This is a genomic window from Hoyosella levis (genome assembly GCF_026008515.1).
In the GTDB taxonomy this organism is placed as follows: Bacteria; Actinomycetota; Actinomycetes; order Mycobacteriales; family Mycobacteriaceae; genus Lolliginicoccus; species Lolliginicoccus levis.
This window is the reverse complement of the sequence record NZ_BQYM01000005.1, coordinates 197,828-219,867: the sequence shown is the minus strand read 5'-3', so window position 1 is coordinate 219,867 and position 22,040 is coordinate 197,828. Positions and strand designations below refer to the sequence as shown.

The following is a 22,040-nucleotide window of genomic DNA, read 5'->3' as shown; positions in this document are numbered from 1 at the left end:
TATCCGCCCAGGGCCCTCATGCCCACGACCCGGACGGAGTTGCCCTTGATCGCGGTTCTCGTAGCGCATGCGCTTGCCGCCCTCATCGCGCCGGTCCTGGTTCGCTTCCTGGGCAGGAACGCCTTTGCCGTGCTCGCCCTCGTGCCGCTCGCCAGCCTCGGCTGGGTGGTATCGAGCTTCTCCAGCCCGCACCGGATCTCGATCCCGTGGGCTGCCGAGCTAGGCCTGGGCATCGACCTATGGTTCGACCGGCTCACCGCGATCATGGCGTGCATCGTCCTGGGCGTCGGCGCGCTGGTGCTGCTGTACTGCGCGCGCTACTTCCCCGCCTCGGCGGTGCGGCTTGGCTCGTTCTCGGGCTATTTCGTGGCATTCGCCGGCGCCATGTTCGGAATCATCACCTCCAACAACATGCTCCTGCTGTTCGTCTTCTGGGAGGCCACCACCGTCCTCTCCTTCCTCCTCGTGGGCTACAAGCAGGAGAAGCTGGAGAGCCGCCGCGCCGCGACGAAGGCGTTGCTCGTCACCACCTTTGGCGGGCTCGCGATGCTCGTCGGCATCATCATGCTTGGCCAGTTGACGGGCAGCTACCTGCTATCGGACCTGCTCGCTGATCCGCCCTCGGGCCGGTTGGTGGACGTCGCGCTCGTCCTGGTCATCGTGGGGGCGCTGTCGAAATCGGCGATCATCCCCCTGCACTTCTGGTTGCCCGCGGCGATGGCGGCCCCAACCCCGGTCAGTGCCTACCTCCACGCCGCGGCGATGGTGAAGGCCGGGGTGTTCCTCACGGCGCTCCTCGCCCCGGCGTTCGCGGATTCGTCCACCTGGCGACCGCTGATCATCACCCTCGGCGCCCTGTCGATGGTGATCGCGGGCTGGCGCGCCCTGCGCGAGTTCGACCTGAAGCTGATCCTCGCGTTCGGCACCGTGAGCCAGCTCGGGTTCCTCATGGTGCTCGCGGGCCTGGGCACCCGCCATGCCGCGCTCGCCGCGATCGCGCTCGTCATCGCTCACGCCCTGTTCAAGGGCACCTTGTTCCTCGTCGTCGGCATCATCGACCGCTGCACCGGCACCCGGGACGTGCGAAAGCTGTGGGGGCTCGGCAGGCGGGCGCCCGTGCTCGCGTCGATCGCCACCCTCGCCGCCGCGAGCATGGCTGGCCTGCCCCCGTTCATCGGCTTCTACGGCAAGGAGACCGCGTTCACCGCGATCTCCCAGACCGAGGTGCTGCCGCCGGTGCTGCGCTGGGCGACTCTCGCCGCCGTGGTGCTCGGATCTGTCTTCACCGCGGCGTACAGCCTGCGGTTCCTCTCCGGCGCGTTCGCCGGCAAGCACCACCGGCAGCCCAGCACCGCGGTCGCCGAGATGGACCGTCCGGGATTCGTGTTCACCATCTCCCCCGCCGTGCTGTCCGTGGGTGGCCTCGTTGCCGGCTTCGCCACCACCGCACTGGTCAGCGGGATGCTGCCCTACATCGACCAGTTCCCGGTCGGCGAGGAGGGCAGCAAGCCGAAGCTCGGCGGCTCGGCGCTAGCACTCGCGCTCAGCGCGCTAGCAGTGCTCGGCGGCCTGGGACTGTTCATCGCGCATCGCCAGGTGAGCAGGCTCCGCTTCGAGAACCCTCCGCTCGGCAACGCGGACCGCGCCTACGATGCGGTGCTCCGGGTAGTCGATACGCTCGCGCAGCGCGTCACTGGTGCCACCCAGCGCGGCTCGCTGCCTTTCACCCAGGCGACGATCCTCGCCACCCTGATCTGGCTGCCCGCGCTGACCCTCATCATCTGGAACGACTGGGCGATCGCCCCGCAGGGCAACCTTGGCTCGCCGGTGCAGATCGGCGTGGGACTCGCGATGGTGATCGCGGCGATCACCGCGACCATGCTCAACAACAGGCTCAGCGGGATCCTGGTCATCGGCGTCACCGGCTACGGCACTGCCGCGATCTTCGCGCTGCATGGAGCTCCCGATCTCGCGCTCACCCAGGTCGCCGTGGAGACCCTGACCCTGGTGGTCTTCGTGCTTCTCCTGCGCAAGCTGCCCGCCGAGCCGCCCCCGACGCGCGCGGCGGGGCACCATGCGATCCGCGCGCTGCTCGGCATTGGATCGGGGCTGCTGGTGCTTGTCGTCGGCCTGCTCGCGGTGAGCACCCGCTCCGAGATGCCGGTCTCGGGCTACCTGCCCCACCTCGCGTACGAGGAGGGCAACGGCGCCAACATCGTCAACGTGGTGCTCGTTGATATCCGCGCCTGGGACACGCTCGGCGAGATCAGCGTGCTGCTCGTCGCGGCCACTGGCATCGCCAGCCTGATCTTCCGCAACCGCCGGTTCGGCAGCGCACCCCGCATCGCTGACGCGCCCGCCTCCGCGCACCGGGAGAACCACCATTCCTTCGCGGACGAGGACTTCAGCGAGGAGCAGCCGCCCGACGTCGCGGCCATGCCCGCCCGGCGCCACCTCCAGTACACCGAGATCGTCTGGCTCCGCGGCAGCGAGCTGCGCAATCCGCGCAATCGCTCCTATGTGCTCGAGGTGACCACGCGGCTATTGTTCCCCGCGATGATGGTGCTTTCGGTGTACTTCCTGTTCGCCGGCCACAACGCTCCCGGCGGTGGATTCGCTGGCGGGCTCGTCGCAGGCCTCGCGCTGGTGCTGCGCTACCTGGCGGGCGGCAAGTACGAGCTCGGGGAATCGGTGCCCGTCGATGCTGGACGCATCCTCGGCGTCGGTCTCGGCATCGCGACGATCGTCGCGCTGTCCTCGCTGCTCGCCGGGGCGCCAGCGCTGTCGTCCGCGACGTGGTACTTCGATCTTCCGGTATTCGGCGAGGTCAAGCTGGTCAGCGCCCTGTTCTTCGACATCGGCGTGTACCTGCTGGTGATCGGGCTCGTCGTCGATGTGCTGCGCAGCCTGGGCGCGCGCCTGGATTCACGGATCGAGGTGGAGCGCCAATGACCACCAGCATCGGAATGCTCGTCATCGCGAGCATCCTCTTCGGCTGCGGCGTGTACCTGGTGATGGAGCGCAGCATCATCAAGGCGCTGCTCGGCCTGCTGCTTCTCACCAACTCCGTGAACCTGCTGCTGCTCGGGATGGGCGGGCGCTCGGGCGGGCCACCCATCGTCGGACGAACCTCCGCGGAGCATTCGTCGATGGCGGATCCACTGGTGCAGGCGCTGATCCTGACCGCCATCGTCATCAGCATGGGCCTGTCGGCATTCGTGATCGCGCTGATCTATCGCTCGTTCACCTTGCAGACCCGCGAGGAGGTCGATGACGACGACGAGGACAAGAAGCTGCCCCGCCGCACGCGCGCGGAGGCTCCCGACTACGAGCTGCCGAAGCCCCCGCCACCGGTTCCGCCCGAGGGCCCGCACGGGCCGCCGGTGGATGGCTCGGACACCGACTTCGACAAGTCCGACTTCGGCAGCAGCGACAAGGGAGGCGATCGCGAATGAGCACGGACCTCCTCTCCACTGAGCTCGCGAGCATCCTGCTGCCGCTGCCGGTGCTGCTGCCCCTGCTCGGCGCGGCGGCATCGCTGTTCTTCGGCCGCCACTACCGGGTGCAGCGCTACATCACCCTCGCGGTGCTTTCCGCGGTGTTCCTCATCGCGGCGATGCTGATGTACCTGACGGACGTCCACGGCACCCATGCGGTCCAGGTCGGCGGCTGGGACGCGCCGATCGGTATCACTCTCGTCGCGGACCGGCTCTCGGCGCTGATGCTGCTGATCTCCTCCTCCGTGCTGCTCGCCGTGCTTGTCTACGCCGTCGGCCAGGGCATCCGCGACGGCAACCACCAGCAACCCGTCTCGATCTTCGTGCCCACCTACCTGGCGCTGACCGCGGGCGTGAGCAATGCCTTCCTCGCCGGCGACCTGTTCAACCTGTTCGTCGGCTTCGAGATCCTCCTCGTCGCGAGCTTCGTGCTCCTGACCATTGGGGTCAGCAAGGAGCGGGTCCGAGCGGGAATCACCTACGTGCTCGTCTCGATGGTGTCGTCGATCATCTTCCTGCTTGGCATCGCCTTCACCTACGCCGCCGTGGGCACGCTCAACCTCGCGCACATCGCGGTCCGCATGCAGGACGTGCCCGAGGGCACCCGCACCGCGATCTTCTCCGTGCTGCTCGTGGCGTTCGGCATCAAGGCCGCCATCTTCCCCCTCTCCGGCTGGCTGCCCGACTCCTACCCCACTGCCCCCGCACCCGTCACCGCGGTCTTTGCCGGACTGCTCACCAAGGTGGGCATCTACGCGATCATCCGCACCCACACGCTGATCTTCCCCAGCGGCCTGCTCGACAAGATCCTGCTCGTCGCCGCGCTCATCACCATGATCGTCGGGATCCTCGGCGCCATCGCGCAGTCCGATATCAAGCGCTTGCTTTCCTTCACCCTCGTCAGCCATATCGGCTACATGGTGTTTGGCATCGCGCTGTCGTCCACGCTCGGGCTCTCCGGGGCGATCTACTACGCGGCGCACCACATCATCGTGCAGACCACCCTGTTCCTCATCGTCGGGCTCATCGAGCGCCAGGCCGGCTCCTCCTCGCTGCGGCGGCTAGGAGGCCTCGCCAAGGCGAGCCCGCTGCTCGCGGTGATCTTCCTCGTTCCCGCGTTCAACCTCGGCGGCATCCCGCCATTCAGTGGCTTCATCGGCAAGGTGGCACTGCTGCAGGCCGGCGCGGACGATGCGAGCTTCCTCGCCTGGATGCTCGTGGCGGGCAGCGTCATCACGAGCCTGCTCACCCTCTACGTCGTGGCGCGCATCTGGACCAAGGCGTTCTGGCGGGAGCGCGAGGATGCCCCCGAGGGCCACCTCGTCGCGTCGACCCCGACCGTGATGATCGAGGACTCGTTCGATATCAAGCTCACCGATCGCGAGGATGTGGGCCGGATGCCCGTCCTCATGGTGCTGCCCACGATCGGGCTGATCGTGATGGGCTTGATACTGACGGTGCTTGCCGGGCCGTTCGTGGAGTTCACCTCCCGCACCGCGGCGAACCTGCGCGGCGGCACCGACTACATCAGCACCGTCCTGGGCGAGGATCAACCGGCACTCGATCTGCCCACCGAGCCGATCAGCGGCTCCCCCGTCCCAGGGAGCGATCGATGACACGCACCGTGCTCCGGCAGTTCGCCGCCGTCGCCTGGCTCGCCACGATCTGGGTGCTCCTCTGGGGAGACCCCTCGCCTGGCACGATCCTCGCCGGCATCATTGTCGGGCTGGGCATCACCTTTCTCCTGCCACTGCCCCGCATCCCCATCGGTGGCACCTTCCACCCCATCTCGTTCGTCATCCTCAACCTGGTCGTCGCGGGCTTGCTCGCCCGTGCCACCATCGAGGTGTCGTGGCTGGTGGTCAAGCCTGGGACCTCGCCCCGCAGCGCGATCCTCAAGCGGCGCGTGGACATCAAGTCCGATCTCGTGCTGACCCTGCTCGTTGATGCGATCAGCCTCACGCCCGGCAGTCTCGTCCTGCAGGTCGACAAGGTGCAGCGCGTGGTATTCGTGCACGTCCTCGATGCCCGCGACAAGAAGGCCATCACCAAGTTCCACCGGGACACCGACCTGCTGGAGAAATGGTTCGTGCGCGCCTTCGAGCGTCCCGATGAACGGCACGAGGCCATTCCCGATGGAGTCACGGCCCGAGGGAGGCGGCACCAATGACCCTGCTGCTCGGACTCAGCGGCACCATGATCGTCCTTGCCACGCTGATCTCCACCTACCGGCTCGTCCGCGGCCCCAACAGCCTCGACCGGCTCGCCGCGGTCGACATGCTCGTCGCCCTGATGATCTGCGGGCTGGGAGTCTGGACGATCTATACGCGGGACACCACGATCGTTCCCGCGATCGTGGTCCTCGCCCTGCTCGGATTCGTGGGGTCGATCTCGGTGACCCGCTACCGCGTGCCCGACCACAAGACCGAGCAGCCTGTCCCACCTGTGGAAACCACGACGGAGGAGGCAGGCTCATGATGATCCTCGCTGGGGTGCTCGCGCTCGCCGGATCAGCCCTCGGGCTCGTCGCTGCTATCGGCATTGTCCGATTCCCCGACACGCTCACCCGCATGCATGCCGCCACCAAGCCACAGATCGTGAGCTTGATCCTCACCCTCGCCGCCGCGGCCATCGCCAGCTGGGGCATGCGCGAGGCCGGGATGCTCGTGCTCGCGATCTTCTTCGCATGCCTCACCGTTCCCGTTGTTGGACATCGTGTGGGACGGCTCGCGCACCGGGAGGGCCTGTACCGGCGCGATCTGATGACGATCGACCAGATGGAGCCCAACCGCGACGACTAGGTGGTGGCGGCGCTCCCTCGCAGGTCCGCGACGAGCTGATCCACCACTGCCTTCATGCCCCCAGTCCGCGCCGCGGCACGCTGGCGCTGATAGGACGCGCCGATCCGGGGAATGTCGGCCACGGAGGCTAGCTCGCTGCTGCAATGCAGCCGCGCCGCCACCGGAGCGAGCTGCTCGAGCATGGTGCTGATCTCCTCGGTGACGAGCCTCTCGGTGCAGGCGTCGTCGGTGATGATCTCGGCGTCGAGCCCGTAGCGCGCCGCGCGCCACTTGTTCTCCTGCACCAGCCAGGGCGGCATGGACGGCAACTGCTCCCCCGCGGTGAGCCGCTCATCGAGATCGACCACGAGGCAGTGCATCAGCGCCACGAGCGCGGCGAGCTCCCGAAGGGTGGGCGTGCCGTCGCAGACGCGGATCTCGATCGTGCCGAGGCCCGGGTTGGGCCGGATGTCCCAGTGCAGGCCACCGACTGACTCGATGATCCCTGTCTTGACCTGGTCCGCGGTGAACTGCTCGAACTGCTGCCACGTCTCGAACTGGAAGGGCAGTCCCGCGGTGGGCAGTTGCTGGAACAGCAGGGCCCGGGTGCTGGCGTAGCCGGTGTCCTGGCCATCCCACATCGGCGAGGACCCGGACAGCGCGAGCACGTGCGGATACTTCATCAGCAGGGCGTTGAGGATGGGGAACACCTTGTCCGGGTGGGAGACCCCGACGTGGACGTGCACGCCCCAGATCAGCATCTGGCGGCCCCAGTACTGGCTGCGGTTGATGATCTCCCGGTATTGCGGCTTGTCGGTCAGCATGTGGTCGGTCCACTGCGCGAACGGATGGGTGCCCGCGCTGAAGAAATCGAGACCAAGCTGGTCGCCCACGGTGTGCATCACCGTGAGGGTGTCGCTGATCTCGGCCATTGCTTGCGCCGTGGTGTCGCAGATGCCCGTGACGATCTCGACGGTGTTGCACAGGAATTCCTTGTGCACGCGGGTGCCGGGCATGATGCCATGCTGGGCCTCGAGCAGCTCGAACACGTCCTCGGCCTGGTTGGCGAGGTCCCGGCTACGGCGGTCGACGAGCGCGAGCTCCCACTCGACCCCGAGGGTGGGGCGGGGCGATCCAGCGAAGCGGAGTTCCACCCCTGAATGGAACCACAAGGCCGCTGCCCCGTGCAGGGCAGCGGCCGTCGTGCTAGGTCTCGCTACTCGATGACGCCGCAGGCAACCCGGCTGCCCGCGTCACCGGTGTTGCGAGTCTGCTCATCGGGGCCAGCCCCATCGGTGTAGCGATCGGGGATGTTGCCGAAGTTGTCGGGCCCCTCATGGATCATGATCGACGTGCCATCACCGATCAGGAGATCGTCGATGGTGACGCGGTCGGTGAGCGTGACAACCTCGCCCGAGCCGTCCTCGAGGACGTACAGAGAGATGAGGTCGCCGCTCATGCCGGTGCCACTGTGGGTCGCGCCCTCGAGCTGCAGGTGCCCGCCGGCGGACAGGAAATCGCCAGTGTTCTCGCCGTCGGGTGCCTGGCTCTCCGGCTCGCACTCACCGATCTCGTGGATGTGCATGCCCTTGAAACCGGGCGAGAGGACCTCGGGATCAGCATCGACCGTGGCATGGATCTCGAGATGGTCAGCGCTCTCGCTGATGGTGACGGTGCCCACGGAGGCGCCTTCGGCATTGTTCAGCGTGGCGCGAACCGTGCGGGAGGGGCCGCTGGAGTCGCCCTCCGAGGTCTCGTCGGAGTGGTCGTCGTCCTCGCCGTGGCCCGCGGGAGCAGGAGCGCCCGTCCAGACCGGAGGCGCGGTGTACTCCTCGTTGCTGTCGCTCGGCGCCTCGAACGGTGCCGCGCAGCCACTGAGCACGAGCGCCCCCGCTGCGAGGGCACCGGCAACGAGACCAGGCTTGCGCAAGGCGGAACCCCGCCGGAGAACGAACTGCCGTGCAGGTGAGGCCATCACTAAAGCTCCTTTGGACAAACCACGAGGTGGATCGAGACCGATCAACGCACATCACAGCATATCGGCACGCCATGGACGGCGATGCACCGGATGGCGAACTATCCGGTGAGGACGACGACTATGCCGCTCGGCTGCCCAGCGAGCGCGCCGGTGCGTGCTGAAACTTGCGCTCCGATCTGCGCGGCGATCTCCTCCGCCAGGGCACGTTCCGCCGGGGAGCCATAGAACACGGTGGTCGCGCCCAGTGCTGTCGCGCTGAAGTTGCCAACGTCCCCTACTTGCCAGCCAGCCCCGCGAAGCGTGTCGGCGGTACGCGCCGCGAGGCCCGAGACCGTGCTGTTGTTGAGAACATGGACCTGGGTAGCCGTCGCGGGAGGTGGCGCGAGCTCGGTCGTGGTGGCCGGGGCATCGTCATCCTCGTCAGTAGCTGGCTCTGCGTCGTCAGCATCTGGACCGGTGCTCGCATCATCGTCGCTGCCGGCGTCGTCGCCTGCCCCGGAACCATTGCCCTGCTGTGCCTCGCCATCGGCCGCTGCCTGGGCACCGACATCTCCCCGGCCCTCACCCTCACCCTCGCTGCGTGCGGAGCCTTCGCCAGCTTCGCCATCGCGCGACTCGGATACCGCGGAGGAGCCAACGGCATTGGTCGCCGAAGCGGAGGCGGAGTCGTTGCCTCCACCGGGCTCCCGCAGCACGAGCGCACCGATGACAAAGAACACCACCGCTGCCGATAGCAGCATGAACGCGAACGACCGCAGCGGCAGCGTGCTCGTGCCTGGATTCGGGTTGCCCATCAGCTTCTCCCCACTAGGTTGACCTCATGCCCAGCCGGCGCGCGGTGCGCGCCTTCTGCCTGCCCGAGCGAAGCCGCCGCAGCCGCTTGACCAGCATGGGGTCAGCGCGCAATGCCTCCGGACGATCGAGCAGGATGTTGAGCAACTGGTAGTACCGGGTCGCGGACAGGCCGAAGAGATTCTTGATCGCTTCCTCCTTCGCCCCGGCGTACTTCCACCACTGTCGCTCGAAGGCAAGGACCTCCAGGTCACGCTCGCTCAGTCCGCTGGAATCACCGGGCGCGGACGCGCTGCCCTGACCGGGAGCGTCTGCTGCCTGCGAGCCCTCCGGCGCGGGAGCATCGCCCATGAGGCCCGGCATCGGCACAACGTTGTTGCCGTCTTGTGCTCCTGCGTGCTCATCGCGTGCCGCGGCGCTATCCATCTCGCTCCTCGCCTCACCATTCCCTCGGAGCAGTGGCTTGCCATCGGCGCGCACAGCCGATCGCGTTGCCCGCGACGCCTGCCGCAACCCCGGCTGCCACCACATGGGGGACCGATGTCGATCCAAGCCTTCGTAGCCCACATTCAACCACCGATAGCTGTCAGTTTTTCGCTACGCTCCACGGCGAGTCGAAGGTTGTCGGCATCGCTGGGTAATCTGTGCAGCCATGGCCATCCATCCGATCCGCGTAGTCGGCGATCCTGCCCTGCACACACCCACCCGCATCGTCGAGCAACCCCCGCAGGAGCTCGCTGAACTGGTCCAGGACATGTATGAAACCATGGATGCCGCCCACGGCGTGGGCCTCGCCGCCAACCAGATCGGCGTGGACCTGCGCCTCTTCGTCTACGACTGCCCAGTCACCGACGAATCGGGCAAGACCGTCCGCAAGCGGGGCGAGGTGATCAACCCCGTGCTCGAGACCTCCGAGATCCCGGAGTACATGCCCGACCCCGATGACGACCTCGAGGGCTGCCTCTCCGTGCCGGGCGAGCAATTCGCCACCGGACGCGCCGAGTGGGCCCGCGTCACCGGCATCGACGTCAACGGCGACCCCGTGGATATCTCCGGCACTGGATTGTTCGCCCGCTGCCTGCAGCATGAAGTGGGGCACCTCGATGGCTTCCTCTACATCGACCAGCTGATCGGCCGCAACGCGCGCGCCGCGAAGAAGGCCGTAAAGCGAAACGGCTGGGGCGTGCCAGGGCTCTCCTGGACCCCCGGCGAAGTACCCGACCCATTCGGCCACGACGACTGAGGGAACCCCAGTGACAGACTCGCTCCGCTTCGCCACCTGGAACGTCAACTCGGCCCGCGCCCGCGTCGACCGCATTTGTGCCTGGCTGGAGAAGAGCGGCACCGATGTGCTCGCCATCCAGGAGACCAAGTGCCGCGACGACCAGTTCCCCGCCGAGCGATTCACCGAGCTGGGCTACGAGGTCGCGCACCACGGCGCCAACCAATGGAACGGTGTCGCGATCCTCTCGCGCATCGGACTCGATGACGTCCAGATCGGCTTCCCCGGCCAGCCTGAATGGCAGGGCACTGAATCCGTCGAGCCCCGCGCAATCGCCGCGACCTGCGCCGGGATCACCTGGTGGGGCCTGTATGTGCCCAACGGGCGCACCCTCGAGGACCCCCACTACACCTACAAGCTCGAATGGCTCGCCGCGCTCGCCCGTGATGCCGAGAAGTGGCTCGCCGACGATCCCTCCGCCACCATCGCGCTGACCGGCGACTGGAACATCGCCCCGCTCGACGAGGACGTCTGGGACATCGCCGAGTTCGAGGGCTCCACGCACGTCTCCGCGCCCGAGCGGGACGCGTTCACCCGCTTCACCGACATTGGCTACCAGGACGTCGTGCGTCCCCGGACCCCGGGCCCCGGCGTCTACACCTACTGGGACTACACGCAGCTCCGGTTCCCCAAGCGCCAGGGCATGCGCATCGATCACGTGCTCACAACCCCCGCTCTTGCCGAGCGGATCACCGACGCGCACATCGACCGTGACGAGCGCAAGGGCAAGGGAGCGAGCGACCACGCGCCCGTGGTGGTGGATATCGCGCGCTAGCTCTCGCGCTCTCTGGCGGGACCAGGGTGGGCTGGGCTGGGTCTGGGCGCGAGTGTGCGAAAAGCGACAGCAATTCGCGATTGAACTGTCGTTTTTCGCACAGCCGCGGCGACGTAGCGGCCCCGGCGCCAGCTGCTAGGGCTTGGCGAGGCCAGGGGTGCGGTCGAGCAGTCGTTCGACGAGGCGCACGGCGGCCGTCGCGTCGATCATCCCTGCGATCAGGCTGTTGGTGAGGCCAACGAGGGCAGCGACGGTGAGTTCCGCGTCGAGCGCTGCGGCGGAGTGCCCGGCCCCGGCGCGCTGCAGGTGGCCAGCAACAACGGTGACGAGCAGTCGCGCGGCGGGAGTCATATCGCCGATCGCGATGTCCTGGCCTGTGAGGCTGGCGGCGAAGAACTCATCGAGGACGACGGCGTCATCGCGCCGGGCAGCATCGAGCGGCAGCAGTTCGGTCGCGATCGCACGGACGGCCTCGCGCGGTGGGACGTCCTCGCCGAAGTCGGCCATGCGTGCAGCGAACCGGGCCGCGCCATCTTCTATCACCGATTTGTGGGTCGCGAGGAGGAAGTCGCGCTTGGTGCCGAAGTAGTACTGGATCAAGCGAACCGAGATCCCGGCCTCGGCGGCGACGGCCTGGAAGGTGGCTGCGGAGAGGCCACCGCGGACGATCACCCGCCGCGCCGCGCTAGTGATCTCGCGGCGCCGCTCGTCGTGGTCTACGAGTCTTGGCATTTTTTGATGGTACACCCATACCAATGAAGTGATATGCTCGTACCATCAACGAGCGAGGGAGCAAGCATGGCCAAGAAGATCGGGGCATTCAAGGACGATGAGTCCCGCGAGGCGTACTTGCACGCATACACCGCCCTCGAGGCATGGTGGCCCGTGCCCGCCCTCGAGCGCACGGTCGAGACTTCCTTCGGCCCCACGCACGTTCGCATCAGCGGCTCGGGCGCCGGCACCCCGGTGGTGCTGCTGCACCCGATACTCGGCAACGGCCTGATCTGGCACCAATCGATCGAAGGCCTCGCCCGAGACCGCGAGGTCTACGCGCTGGATACGATCGGCACCGCCGGGCGCAGCGTGCAAACCGCACCCATCACCAGCGAAGCGGACTTCGCGATCTGGTTCGACGAGTTGCTCGCGGGACTCGGGCTCGACTCCGTTCACCTGGTCGGCTACTCCGACGGCGGGCGGCACGCCACGGCCATCGCCATCCGCGATCCGCGCCGCCTCGCCAGCCTCACCCTCATCGAGCCTGGCAACGTCCTCGACAAAGTCAGTTGGCGGATCCTCGCCAAGATGATCGCGGTCGGCGCCCGGCCCACGGACGAGAATTTCCGCAAGTTCCGCGAGTGGTTCACCCCCGGCGTGCACCTCAACGAGGAGGAGCTGGCCCTGCTCAAAGTGGCCGCCAAATTCAGGACGAAACTACCGTGGGGCAAGATGCCTACCGACGAGCAACTCCGCTCCATCCCCGCCCCGGTGCTGGTGATCCTGGGCTCGGAGACTCTGCTCGTCAACGTCGAGCGGGCAGTGGCACGGGCCCTGGGAGCATTCCGATCCGCGGAGGTCGAGGTCTATCAGGGCGCCGCGCACGGCGTGCTGCACGAGCGCCCCGCCGAGGTCATAGGACGGATCCTCCAGTTCGTGCGCAAGCACGACCGCTAGAAGGCGCGGGGCTGGGCTCCCCGCGAGTGTGCGAAAAGCGACAGGATTTCTCGGTGGACCTGTCGTTTTGCGCGCACTCGCGGGTTCGGACGGGGCAGAACCGGGGCAGGAAGGCGCCGGGGCCAGGCTACGCCGCGACGAGATCCCGGTACTCAGGGAACCGGTCGAGGAAACTCTGCACGTACGAGCACACGGGACGGAAGGATTGCTGCCGCTCGCGCATCCCGTCGAGGATCGCGCGCACCATCGCTCGCGCATAGCCCTGCTTGCTGTAGGCCTCGTCGATGATCGTGTGCAGCAGGGTGATCACGCCGTCGTCATCGATCTCGTAGCCCTCGAGCCCTGCGAACTCGCCATCGACCCAGATCTCGTACCGCGACCGCGACTGATTGTCGATCACCGCGATCCGCGACTGATCGCCGTGGGCTTGATCGTCCTGGGCCTGATCTGCGTGCGACGCCATGGTCTTCCTCCCGCGCTCGTGCCTGGATCACCAGTCTATGCCCGCGACCGCTGCCGCTCGCTCGATGGCACGCCCATCGGCAGCACCACCTGCCTGCGCGCCAGCAACCACTCCGCTATGGTGAGGGCCACAACTTCATCCAGGAACAGCACATCTCCACGGGGGCTCGCACCAGCGGGCTGAGAGGACAGCTAGGGCTGTCGACCGTATGAACCTGACCGGGTAATGCCGGCGTAGGGAGGGACGTCCATCGTGACGCTTTCATCTGTCCATAATCCTGCCGACCAGGCCATCACCACGGGCCCCATCTCGGGCAGCAGCAAGATCTACATCGAGGTCCCCGGAGCTCCCGGCCTGCATGTCCCCATGCGGCGGGTGCACTTGACCAATGGCGAGCACCTCGACCTGTACGACACGTCCGGACCGTATACCGACACCAGCGCCACCATCGACATCGAGACGGGCCTGCCCCGCAATCGTGACAGCTGGACCAAGCCTGCTCCGATCGATGGCGCATCCACGCAGCTCGCCTGGGCGCGCGCCGGGATCATCACCGACGAGATGCGCTTCATCGCTGCCCGCGAGAGCGTCTCCCCCGAGCTGGTGCGCGACGAGGTGGCACGCGGCCGCGCGGTTATCTGCGCCAACCACAAGCACCCCGAGATCGAGCCGATGATCATTGGCAAGGCGTTCTCGGTGAAGATCAACGGCAACATCGGCAATAGCGCCGTCTCCTCCTCCATCGGCGAGGAAGTGGAGAAGATGGTGTGGGCCACCCGCTGGGGCGCCGACACCATCATGGACCTCTCCACCGGCAAGAACATCCACGAGACGCGCGAGTGGATCCTGCGCAACTCCCCCGTGCCCGTCGGCACCGTGCCCATCTACCAGGCACTGGAGAAGGTCAAGGGCGACCCGACGAAGCTCAACTGGGAGATCTACCGCGACACCATCATCGAGCAGTGCGAGCAGGGCGTGGACTACATGACCGTTCACGCGGGCGTGCTGCTGCGCTACGTCCCGCTGACCGCCAAGCGCGTCACCGGCATCGTCTCGCGCGGCGGTTCCATCATGGCGGCCTGGTGCCTGGCCCACCACCAGGAATCGTTCCTGTACACGCACTTCCGTGAGCTGTGCGAGATCTTCCGCGAGTACGACGTCACTTTCTCCCTCGGTGACGGCCTGCGCCCCGGGTCGATCGCGGATGCCAACGATGAGGCACAGTTCGCGGAACTACGCACCCTCGGCGAGCTGACGACGATCGCGAAGTCCTACGGCGTGCAGGTGATGATCGAGGGGCCCGGCCACGTGCCGATGCACAAGATCGTCGAGAACGTGCGGCTCGAGGAGGAACTGTGCGAGGAAGCACCGTTCTACACCCTCGGCCCGCTCGCCACCGACATCGCCCCCGCGTATGACCACATCACCTCCGCCATCGGGGCCGCGATCATCGCGCAGGCTGGCACGGCCATGCTGTGCTACGTCACCCCCAAGGAGCACCTCGGGCTGCCCAACCGCGACGACGTCAAGCAAGGCGTGATCGCCTACAAGATCGCAGCCCACTCCGCCGATCTCGCGAAGGGCCACCCACGCGCCCAGGAGCGCGACGACGCCCTCTCCCGGGCCCGGTTCGAGTTCCGCTGGACCGACCAGTTCAACCTCTCCCTCGATCCGGACACGGCTCGCGAGTACCACGACGAGACGCTTCCCGCCGAGCCCGCCAAGACTGCCCACTTCTGCTCGATGTGCGGGCCGAAGTTCTGCTCGATGCGCATCTCCGCCGACGTGCGCGAGTACGCGGAGCAGAACGGCATGAACACCCAGGAGGACATCGATCGGGTGCTCGCTCAGGGAATGGCCGAGAAGTCCGCGGAGTTCGCCGACCACGGCAACCAGGTCTACCTGCCGCTCACCACGAATTGATGGACTGGCTGCTCCCCCCGCCCGCGCCGGGCCACACTCCGGCGCGGGCACTCACCATCGCTGGCTCTGACTCCGGCGGCGGCGCCGGGATCCAGGCGGACATGCGCACGTTCGCGCTCACCGGCGTGCACGGCTGCGTCGCCGTCACCGCCGTGACCGTGCAGAACTCGGTCGGAGTCACCGGCGTGCACACGATTCCGCCGGAGACCGTGGCCGCGCAGATCGAATCCGTGGTCACCGACATCGGGGTGCTCGCGGCAAAAACGGGGATGCTAGCGAGCGCCGAGATCATCGAGGCCGTGGCCACGACGTGCGCGCGCCTCGGCATCGGCGCCGACAACACAATCCCGCTCGTCATCGACCCCGTGGCTGCGTCGATGCACGGTGACCCGTTGCTGCGCGCCGACGCGCTCGATGCCGTGCGGGAGCAGCTCGTCCCGCGCGCGACCGTCGTCACGCCCAATCTCGACGAGGTTCGCCTGATCACGGGCATCGAGGTGATCGATGCTGCTAGCCAGCGCGCCGCCGCGCGCGCGTTCCTCGACCTCGGCGCGCGCTGGGCGCTCATCAAGGGCGGGCACCTGCGCGAATCCCCCAGCAGCACCGACCTGCTCACCAACGGCACCGACGAGCACGAGTACACGGTGGAGCGGATCCCGACGGGCCACGATCACGGTGGTGGCGACACCCTCGCCGCCGCGATCACCTGCGCCCTCGCCCACGGCCGCGACATGCCCGGCGCCGTGGAATACGCCAAGCGGTGGGTCACCGAGTGCCTGCGCTCGGCTTACCCGCTCGGCCGCGGACATGGACCCGTCTCGCCGCTGTGGCGGCTGGGCCAGCTGGCGGCTGGCGGCCCCCGGTCCGGTCCCCGCAAAAGCACGGGAAACCGCCAAACGCGATAGAAATCGCCCCGGGATCTAAGCGGTTTCTATCGCGTTTGGAGCGCGGGCGGGCGGTGCGGCCGAGCCGCGCGGGCGAGCCGCGCACTCCGGCCTCAGGCCGGAGCCCACCCCCCCAGACGTGCGACAACCCGGCGCCAATGGGGAGGCACCGGGTTGTCGTGTCCGATCTCGACGGGGCGCACCACCACCCCGGAGTTCGGTTCTTGTGATTGCTCCCGACTAGCAATCACAAGCCTTGAGGGCCGTCAGGCGTCGCGCTTGTTGACGACCAGGACGCTGAGCCCGAAGATGCCGCCGGCTATGAGGCCGAAGTACACGATCGCGGCCCAGGGGCCCCAGTGGAAGAAGTCCATCGGCGGCCCAGCCGACATCCCGTTGTCGCCAGCGAGGAAGTAGCTGGCATTGAGGAACGGCAGGAACGGCGCGATGTGCTCACCGATCTTCGGCAGTACCGAGGCGATGTTCTCCAGCAGGAGCGGCCACAGGAGCAGGATGGTGACGGCTCCAGCGGTCTGCCGGACGAGCGCGCCGACGCCGACCGCGAGGATCGCGGCGAGCGCAGCGTAGATCGGCACCGTGTACAGCACGCGGAGGGTATCGCCGTTGCTGAACGTGAGGTTGGCGCCGACCTCGGGACCAGCAATGAGCCGGGAGAGGACGATCGCCGCGGCAGCGAGGACGGTGGTGAGCACGGCGGACCAGAGCGCGGCGATGCCGGCCTTGGCGAGCATCACGGCAGTGCGGTTGTTGCTGGCCATGAAGGTGTTGCGGATGACGCCGAACCGGTATTCGCTGGTGACGACGAGGGCCGAGAGGACCATCAGCACCATGACGCCGATCTGCTGCACCCCGATGGTGGCCTCGAAGGCCGTCATGACGGGCGGCGGGGCGATCCCTTCGTTGCTCCTGCTCTCGAAGGTTGATCGGGTGGTGCCGGCGAAGAGCGCGGCGAGGCCGAGGCCCAGCACGACGACGATGCCACTGCACCACCAGGGGGACTTGACCGAGGTGAGCTTGATGCGCTCTGCTGCGAGGACGCCCATCAGTTGTTCCCTCCTTCTGCATTGAATCCAGCGGCGTGGTATTCCACGGAATCGCCGGTGAGTTTCATGAAGGCTTCCTCGAGGGATCCGCGCTGGGCGGCGAGCTCGTGGATGGTGATGCGGTTGGCGGCGGCGATCTCACCGACAGCGTCGGTGGTGGTACCGACCACGAGCAGCGAGGACTCGCCCGTGCCGTCCTCCCGCACGGTGAGGCCCTGGCTGGTGAGGGCGGTGCGCAGGGTGTCGAGCTGCGGCGTGCGGATCTTGACAGTGGCGCCCGAGGCGCGGTCGACGAACTCCTGCACCGTCGTGTCGGCGATGAGCTGCCCCTTGCCGATGACGATGAGGTGCTCGGCGGTCTGGGCCATCTCGGAGAGCATGTGGCTCGACACCATGACGGTGCGGCCTTCCGAGGCGAGGCGCTGCATGAACAGGCGGATCCAGCGGATGCCCTCGGGGTCGAGACCGTTGACCGGCTCGTCGAAGAGAAGGACCTCGGGGTCACCGAGGAGAGTGGCTGCGAGTCCGAGCCGCTGCGACATCCCGAGCGAGAACCCGCCGGCCTTCTTCTTCGCCACGGCGGTCAGCCCGACGAGCTCGAGGACCTCGTCGACGCGCTTGGTGGGGATGCCGTTGCTCGCGGCCATCCAGCGCAGGTGGCTGCGGGCCGAGCGGTTGGGATGCACCCACTTCGCGTCGAGCAGCGCGCCCACGTGCTGGAGCGGCTGATCGAGCTCGGTGTACTTCTTGCCGTTGATGGTGGCGGTTCCGGCGGTCGGCCGGTCGAGCCCCAGGATCATGCGCATGGTGGTGGACTTGCCGGCGCCGTTGGGGCCGAGGAAGCCGGTCACGATGCCTGGCTGGACGTCGAAGGTCAGGTTGTCCACTGCCTTCGTTGGTCCGTATGCCTTGGTCAGGCCGCGTACTTGGATCATGGTGATTACTCTGCCCTACTCGTCATGGCGTGCACATCGTCCGGAAGTCTGGACCTGTGTCATACCTAGGTATGATCTGCTACCCCGGCGGCCCGGGGTATACCCGCATCAGGCTCCGGGGTGGTCGGGCCGCGGCGAGGATGCCTGGGCCCATTGCCGCTTGGGGATCCGCCCGGCAAGGCGAGCGAGGCGGCCAGCCTGCACCGCGTGCGACATGGCGGTGGCCATCCGCACCGGGTCGGTGGCACGGGTGACCGCCGTGGCAAGCAGTACCGCATCGCAGCCAAGCTCCATCGCCAGCGCCGCGTCGCTCGCGGTGCCGATGCCGGCATCGAGGATCACGGGCACCCTCGCTTGCTCGACGATCATGGCGATGTTGTGGGGGTTGTTGATGCCGAGCCCGGTTCCGATGGGCGAGCCAAGGGGCATCACCGCAGCGCATCCAGCGTCCTCGAGCTTGCGCGCGAGCGCGGGATCGTCGTTGGTGTAGGGCAGGACGGTGAACCCATCGTCGACGAGCTGCTCGGCGGCGTCGAGGAGCTCCACGGGATCAGGCAGCAGGGTGCGGTCGTCGGCGATGACCTCCAGCTTGATCCAGTTCGTGCCGAGCACCTCGCGCGCGAGCTTCGCGACGAGCACCGCTTCGGCGCTGGTGCGGCATCCGGCGGTGTTGGGCAAGGCGCGGATGCCGAGCCGCTCGAGCAGGGCGAGCGTGCCGTCGCCACTGGCGAGGTTGGCGCGCCGGATCGAGACGGTGGTCAGCTCGGTACCGGAGGCAACGAGGGCATCGGCGAGCACGTCGAGGTTGCCAGCTCCCCCGGTGCCGGTGATCAGCCGCGACCCGAGCTCGGTCCCGGCGATGACGAGCGGATCATCCACCTTGTACCGCCGTGACGATCTCGATGGCGTCCCCCGGCTCGACGGTGTGGCTTTCCCACTTGTCGGCGGGCACGATGTTGCCTCCAGCGGCGATGGCGATGCCCTTCCCCGGCAGCCCGAGGAGGTCGAGAAGATCGCGCAACGTGCTGCCACGCGGCATGGCGCGCCATTCGCCGTTGACGCGGGCCTCGATGGTCGTGGTTGTGCTCATGCGAACCTCCTGGGGTGTGCGGCGGCCGCCTCAGCGAGGGGCTGGCCGTCGAGCTCGGCAAGTATGGCGCTGCCCGTCAGTGGCGCGAGCAGCATTCCGTTGCGGCCGTGCCCTGCTGCCACCAGGGTACGGTCATCCACGCGTCCGATCAGCGGGATGTTGTCGGGCGTGACGGGGCGCAGGCCGGCGGAGATGCCGGTGATCGCGTAGTCGGTGACGGCGGGGAACACGGCCTCGGCATCGGCGAGGAGATCACGTATTCCCCCCGCGGTGACGGTCGTATCGAACCCTGCCTCGTGCTGGGTGGCGCCGACGACCATGCCATCGGGGCGCGGCACCAGGTAGACATGCCGCCCGCGCACCCAGCCGCGCACGATGTGCTGGGGCGGCGGGGCGCTGAATGGCCTGCGGGCCAGGCGCATGATCTCGCCCTTGACGGGCCGGACGCGCAGCCCGGGCAGAAGCTCGCTGGTCCAGGGCCCCGCCGCGACAACGACCTGGTCCTGGGTGACGTCGCCAAGGGCACTGATGCACCGTCCCTCGAGGACTGCCCCGGCCTCGGCCGCGCGGGCACGCAGGGCAAGCAGCATGGCTCGGTTATCGACGGCGAGCTCCTCCTGCACCTGGAACACCGGGCGCAGCCCAGCAGCAAGGCCTGGTTCCTGCGCCCGTGCCTCGCGGCGCGACAGTGGCGCGACGGGCTCGCCGCGCTTCTCGAGCCAGGCCATGACCCGGCGCAGGTCAGCCACGTCCCCATCGTCGGCGGCGACCGCCAGGGAACCTCGCGCCGTGAGGATGCGATGCTCGTCCTGCTCGAGGCGGGCGGCGAAGCCCGGCCAGGCGCGCATCGAGGCCAGCGACAGATCGAGGAGGTCGCTCTCGCCGGGCCATGCCTCGCTCCAGGGCGCGATCATGCCGCCCGCGACCCACGTCGTGGATTGCTCGACGGCTGGCCCGGAGTAAAGGGTGACGCGGTAGGCCGCCTCGGCGAGCTGCCAGGCCACGGTCGATCCGATCACGCCCCCGCCGATGACCGCGACGGAGCAACGCTCGTTGACGTCGGGCATCACAATAAGCCTCCAACTCCCTGCGCCAGCATTACCTGGATCAGGTATGACGGTCGGAGCGGCGTGCTCCCTCTCAGCTCCCGGACCGGAGCTCCCGCGCGAACCATGGGTGACATCTCCACGGTAGCCCGATACGGTCACTGGTGTGCAATCGCCACGCGACCGGCTCCAAGCCGCCCAGCTGTACCTGTGCACCGATGCGCGCCGCGAGCACGGTGACCTCGCCGAGTTTGCTGATGCCGCGCTCGCTGGTGGGGTCGATGTCATCCAGCTGCGGGACAAGGGCTCCGAGGGCGAGCGACGGTTCGGCCCGCTCGAGGCGCGCGATGAGCTCGCTGCGCTCGCGGTGCTGTCGGCGGCCGCTCGCCGGCACGGTGCCCTCCTCGCCGTGAATGACCGGGCCGATATCGCCGTGGCGGCCCGCGCGGACGTGCTGCATCTCGGGCAGCGGGACCTGCCCGTGCACTATGCCCGCGCCATCGTCGGCGACCGTGTGGTGATCGGCCGTTCCACCCATGATGCCGAGCAAGCGACTGACGCGGCCCGCGAGGACAGCGTCGACTACTTCTGCGTCGGGCCGTGCTGGCCCACCCCCACCAAGCCGGATCGTCCTGCGGCTGGCCTGGGGCTCGTGCATGTTGCTGCCGACCTCCGCCCGGCTCGCCCATGGTTCGCCATCGGCGGCATCGGCGAGGACAACGTCGGCCAGGTGATCGGTCACGGCGCCCGCCGCATCGTGGTGGTGCGCGCCATCACCGGGGCGCCCGACCCCCGTGCTGCCGCGCAGCGGCTCAAGGACGCCTTGCCACCCCTCGACTAGGGCAGCCAGCCCAGCAATCGCTTGGGCCCCCAAGCCGCAGCATCGCCGGGGAGGCGCTCCTTGAGCCCGCGGTCCGCAGTGATGACGACAGTGCGCAGCGGGTCGTCCCCTCGCGCTAGCTCGACGATGTGATCGTCACCGCTGCCCGGCGCCTGGTGGAAGGTGATACCGGCCGGTTGCCTCGCCTCGTCGCCAGTGCTGCGCGCGTGCCCCTCGAGCACCATCTCGATGTGGTTGATCCAGCCGTAGCGACCATCAGGGAACGGGCAGGTGATGGGGAGCGACTCAGCGATCTCCTCGGCAAGGGCGCGGGTTGCCGCGGCGCGATCACGCCACCAGCCATTGGCACGGCTGCCCACGACGTTCGCGGTGTCGACGATGACGCGCACCTGCTCGAGCCGCAGCCCGGGCCATGCCTCGGCGAGCCCCGGGTGCAACGGGTAGCCCGCCACCTCGTGCTCGGGCACCCAGCGCAGCTCGATGCCCTCGGCGTTCGGCGTGGTACCAGGCCGGGTGGCGATGTCCGCGACCACGGTTGTGTACTCCCAGCCGGTTCCCTCGAACGCGGTTGCCCGCGACGCCCGTACCCGGACCTCGTCCGCTGGGATCCCCGCCTCCTCGCGCGCCTCGCGCAACGCCGCGCGGATGGGTGTCTCGTGGCTATCGCGAGCGCCACCGGGCAGGCCCCACGTGCCACCGTGGTGGCACCAGTGGGCGCGATGCTGCAGCAGGACCGTGGGCATCCCCTGCTCGTCGGGGCAGCGCAGCAGAAGCCCCGCAGCGCCGTGCTTGCCCCATCTGCGGGCGCCTCGAGCGCTGACTACCCAGCCATCGCCATCGCCGCGCATCGGGGAACCTCGCTGTCCTTGGTGGTTGCCCCACCCAGAGTAGTTGTTCATCACGAATCGATGACGATCGCGACACACCCCCCGCCACGAGTAATGCAGAGCACACCGTGGAAGATGAATAGTTGAGGAGTAGTCGTATGCCACGCGACCGATGCACCGGGCGCATGGTGC

Annotated in this window: 24 protein-coding genes and 2 riboswitches; of the genes, 12 read left to right on the top strand and 12 right to left on the bottom strand. The window is 67.9% G+C overall.

What is annotated here, in order from left to right; translation table 11 throughout:
- Nucleotides 1-45 precede the first annotated feature (45 nt).
- From QC765_RS07580 to mnhG, 6 genes are read left to right on the top strand one after another with little or no spacing between them, the layout of a single operon-like run.
- Nucleotides 46-2,952, top strand: coding sequence for a Na+/H+ antiporter subunit A (locus QC765_RS07580; protein WP_278313852.1), 2,907 nt, complete (start codon nt 46-48; stop codon nt 2,950-2,952).
- Nucleotides 2,949-3,455 carry a Na(+)/H(+) antiporter subunit C gene (locus tag QC765_RS07575; RefSeq protein WP_278313831.1) on the top strand — a complete coding sequence of 169 codons (507 nt, stop codon included), beginning with the start codon at nt 2,949-2,951 and terminating at the stop codon, nt 3,453-3,455. The genes QC765_RS07580 and QC765_RS07575 overlap by 4 nt, the downstream gene beginning before the upstream one ends.
- Nucleotides 3,452-5,113, top strand: coding sequence for a Na+/H+ antiporter subunit D (locus QC765_RS07570; protein ID WP_278313830.1), 1,662 nt, complete (start codon nt 3,452-3,454; stop codon nt 5,111-5,113). Before QC765_RS07575 ends, QC765_RS07570 begins: the two co-directional genes overlap by 4 nt.
- On the top strand, nt 5,110-5,667 hold the full coding sequence (locus tag QC765_RS07565; RefSeq protein ID WP_278313829.1) for a Na+/H+ antiporter subunit E: 558 nt from the start codon (nt 5,110-5,112) through the stop codon (nt 5,665-5,667). Before QC765_RS07570 ends, QC765_RS07565 begins: the two co-directional genes overlap by 4 nt.
- On the top strand, nt 5,664-5,975 hold the full coding sequence (locus QC765_RS07560; RefSeq protein WP_278313828.1) for a monovalent cation/H+ antiporter complex subunit F: 312 nt from the start codon (nt 5,664-5,666) through the stop codon (nt 5,973-5,975). The genes QC765_RS07565 and QC765_RS07560 overlap by 4 nt, the downstream gene beginning before the upstream one ends.
- Nucleotides 5,972-6,298 carry a monovalent cation/H(+) antiporter subunit G gene (gene mnhG / locus QC765_RS07555; RefSeq protein ID WP_278313827.1) on the top strand — a complete coding sequence of 109 codons (327 nt, stop codon included), beginning with the start codon at nt 5,972-5,974 and terminating at the stop codon, nt 6,296-6,298. Before QC765_RS07560 ends, mnhG begins: the two co-directional genes overlap by 4 nt.
- Here mnhG and QC765_RS07550 read toward each other — a convergent pair.
- The 4 genes from QC765_RS07550 to napA all read right to left on the bottom strand — a co-directional run bounded on the left by QC765_RS07550 (nt 6,295) and on the right by napA (nt 9,473).
- Complete coding sequence (locus QC765_RS07550; protein WP_278313826.1) at nt 6,295-7,431, bottom strand: glutamate--cysteine ligase; 1,137 nt, start codon at nt 7,429-7,431, stop codon at nt 6,295-6,297. The two genes, mnhG and QC765_RS07550, sit on opposite strands and share 4 nt — an antisense overlap.
- 62 nt (nt 7,432-7,493) lie before the next feature.
- Nucleotides 7,494-8,252 carry a superoxide dismutase[Cu-Zn] gene (gene sodC / locus QC765_RS07545; protein WP_278313825.1) on the bottom strand — a complete coding sequence of 253 codons (759 nt, stop codon included), beginning with the start codon at nt 8,250-8,252 and terminating at the stop codon, nt 7,494-7,496.
- 101 nt (nt 8,253-8,353) lie between these two features.
- Nucleotides 8,354-9,049, bottom strand: coding sequence for a LytR C-terminal domain-containing protein (locus QC765_RS07540; RefSeq protein ID WP_278313824.1), 696 nt, complete (start codon nt 9,047-9,049; stop codon nt 8,354-8,356).
- 13 nt (nt 9,050-9,062) lie between these two features.
- Nucleotides 9,063-9,473, bottom strand: a complete 411-nt coding sequence (gene napA / locus QC765_RS07535) for a nucleoid-associated protein NapA (protein WP_278313823.1) — start codon at nt 9,471-9,473, stop codon at nt 9,063-9,065.
- Nucleotides 9,474-9,699: 226 nt separating this feature from the next.
- Between napA and QC765_RS07530 the strand changes: the two genes are divergently transcribed.
- Both QC765_RS07530 and QC765_RS07525 read left to right on the top strand, forming a co-directional pair.
- On the top strand, nt 9,700-10,290 hold the full coding sequence (locus tag QC765_RS07530; protein ID WP_278313821.1) for a peptide deformylase: 591 nt from the start codon (nt 9,700-9,702) through the stop codon (nt 10,288-10,290).
- A 10-nt stretch (nt 10,291-10,300) separates the two neighbouring features.
- Nucleotides 10,301-11,104 (top strand): exodeoxyribonuclease III, encoded by an 804-nt coding sequence (locus QC765_RS07525; protein ID WP_278313820.1) that lies wholly within the window; start codon nt 10,301-10,303, stop codon nt 11,102-11,104.
- A 135-nt stretch (nt 11,105-11,239) separates the two neighbouring features.
- On the opposite strand, the gene QC765_RS07520 is transcribed toward QC765_RS07525, so the two are convergent.
- Nucleotides 11,240-11,836, bottom strand: coding sequence for a TetR/AcrR family transcriptional regulator (locus QC765_RS07520; RefSeq protein WP_278313819.1), 597 nt, complete (start codon nt 11,834-11,836; stop codon nt 11,240-11,242).
- 66 nt (nt 11,837-11,902) lie between these two features.
- Between QC765_RS07520 and QC765_RS07515 the strand changes: the two genes are divergently transcribed.
- Nucleotides 11,903-12,775, top strand: coding sequence for an alpha/beta fold hydrolase (locus QC765_RS07515; protein ID WP_278313818.1), 873 nt, complete (start codon nt 11,903-11,905; stop codon nt 12,773-12,775).
- A gap of 127 nt (nt 12,776-12,902) precedes the next feature.
- On the opposite strand, the gene QC765_RS07510 is transcribed toward QC765_RS07515, so the two are convergent.
- Nucleotides 12,903-13,238 (bottom strand): GNAT family N-acetyltransferase, encoded by a 336-nt coding sequence (locus QC765_RS07510; protein ID WP_278313817.1) that lies wholly within the window; start codon nt 13,236-13,238, stop codon nt 12,903-12,905.
- A 148-nt stretch (nt 13,239-13,386) separates the two neighbouring features.
- Nucleotides 13,387-13,495: riboswitch (TPP riboswitch) on the top strand.
- Here QC765_RS07510 and thiC point away from each other — a divergent pair.
- A complete protein-coding gene (thiC, locus tag QC765_RS07505; protein WP_278313816.1) occupies nt 13,491-15,161 on the top strand; it encodes a phosphomethylpyrimidine synthase ThiC in 1,671 nt (556 codons plus the stop codon). Its footprint overlaps the riboswitch before it by 5 nt.
- Nucleotides 15,161-16,066: a bifunctional hydroxymethylpyrimidine kinase/phosphomethylpyrimidine kinase gene (gene thiD / locus QC765_RS07500; RefSeq protein ID WP_278313815.1), complete on the top strand. Its 906-nt coding sequence runs from the start codon at nt 15,161-15,163 to the stop codon at nt 16,064-16,066. The genes thiC and thiD overlap by 1 nt, the downstream gene beginning before the upstream one ends.
- 245 nt (nt 16,067-16,311) lie before the next feature.
- Here thiD and QC765_RS07495 read toward each other — a convergent pair whose 3' ends face one another.
- The 5 genes from QC765_RS07495 to thiO form a co-directional block, all read right to left on the bottom strand.
- Nucleotides 16,312-17,109, bottom strand: a complete 798-nt coding sequence (locus QC765_RS07495; RefSeq protein ID WP_278313814.1) for an ABC transporter permease — start codon at nt 17,107-17,109, stop codon at nt 16,312-16,314.
- Entirely contained in the window at nt 17,109-18,044 is a 936-nt protein-coding gene (locus QC765_RS07490; protein ID WP_278313813.1) for an ABC transporter ATP-binding protein, read from the bottom strand. Before QC765_RS07490 ends, QC765_RS07495 begins: the two co-directional genes overlap by 1 nt.
- A 108-nt stretch (nt 18,045-18,152) precedes the next feature.
- The gene (locus tag QC765_RS07485; protein WP_278313812.1) at nt 18,153-18,923 is read right to left on the bottom strand and encodes a thiazole synthase; all 771 of its coding nucleotides are present in this window, start codon (nt 18,921-18,923) and stop codon (nt 18,153-18,155) included.
- Nucleotides 18,916-19,134, bottom strand: coding sequence for a sulfur carrier protein ThiS (gene thiS, locus QC765_RS07480; protein WP_278313811.1), 219 nt, complete (start codon nt 19,132-19,134; stop codon nt 18,916-18,918). The genes QC765_RS07485 and thiS overlap by 8 nt, the downstream gene beginning before the upstream one ends.
- Nucleotides 19,131-20,201: a glycine oxidase ThiO gene (thiO, locus tag QC765_RS07475; RefSeq protein ID WP_278313810.1), complete on the bottom strand. Its 1,071-nt coding sequence runs from the start codon at nt 20,199-20,201 to the stop codon at nt 19,131-19,133. Before thiO ends, thiS begins: the two co-directional genes overlap by 4 nt.
- A riboswitch (TPP riboswitch) is annotated at nt 20,202-20,309 on the bottom strand. It abuts the gene before it with no gap.
- A 37-nt stretch (nt 20,310-20,346) separates the two neighbouring features.
- On the opposite strand from thiO, the gene thiE reads away from it, so the two are divergent.
- Nucleotides 20,347-21,021 carry a thiamine phosphate synthase gene (gene thiE, locus QC765_RS07470; protein ID WP_278313809.1) on the top strand — a complete coding sequence of 225 codons (675 nt, stop codon included), beginning with the start codon at nt 20,347-20,349 and terminating at the stop codon, nt 21,019-21,021.
- Here the strand turns inward: thiE and QC765_RS07465 are convergent.
- The gene (locus QC765_RS07465; RefSeq protein ID WP_278313851.1) at nt 21,018-21,869 is read right to left on the bottom strand and encodes an NUDIX hydrolase; all 852 of its coding nucleotides are present in this window, start codon (nt 21,867-21,869) and stop codon (nt 21,018-21,020) included. The two genes, thiE and QC765_RS07465, sit on opposite strands and share 4 nt — an antisense overlap.
- Between the last annotated feature and the right edge of the window lie 171 nt (nt 21,870-22,040).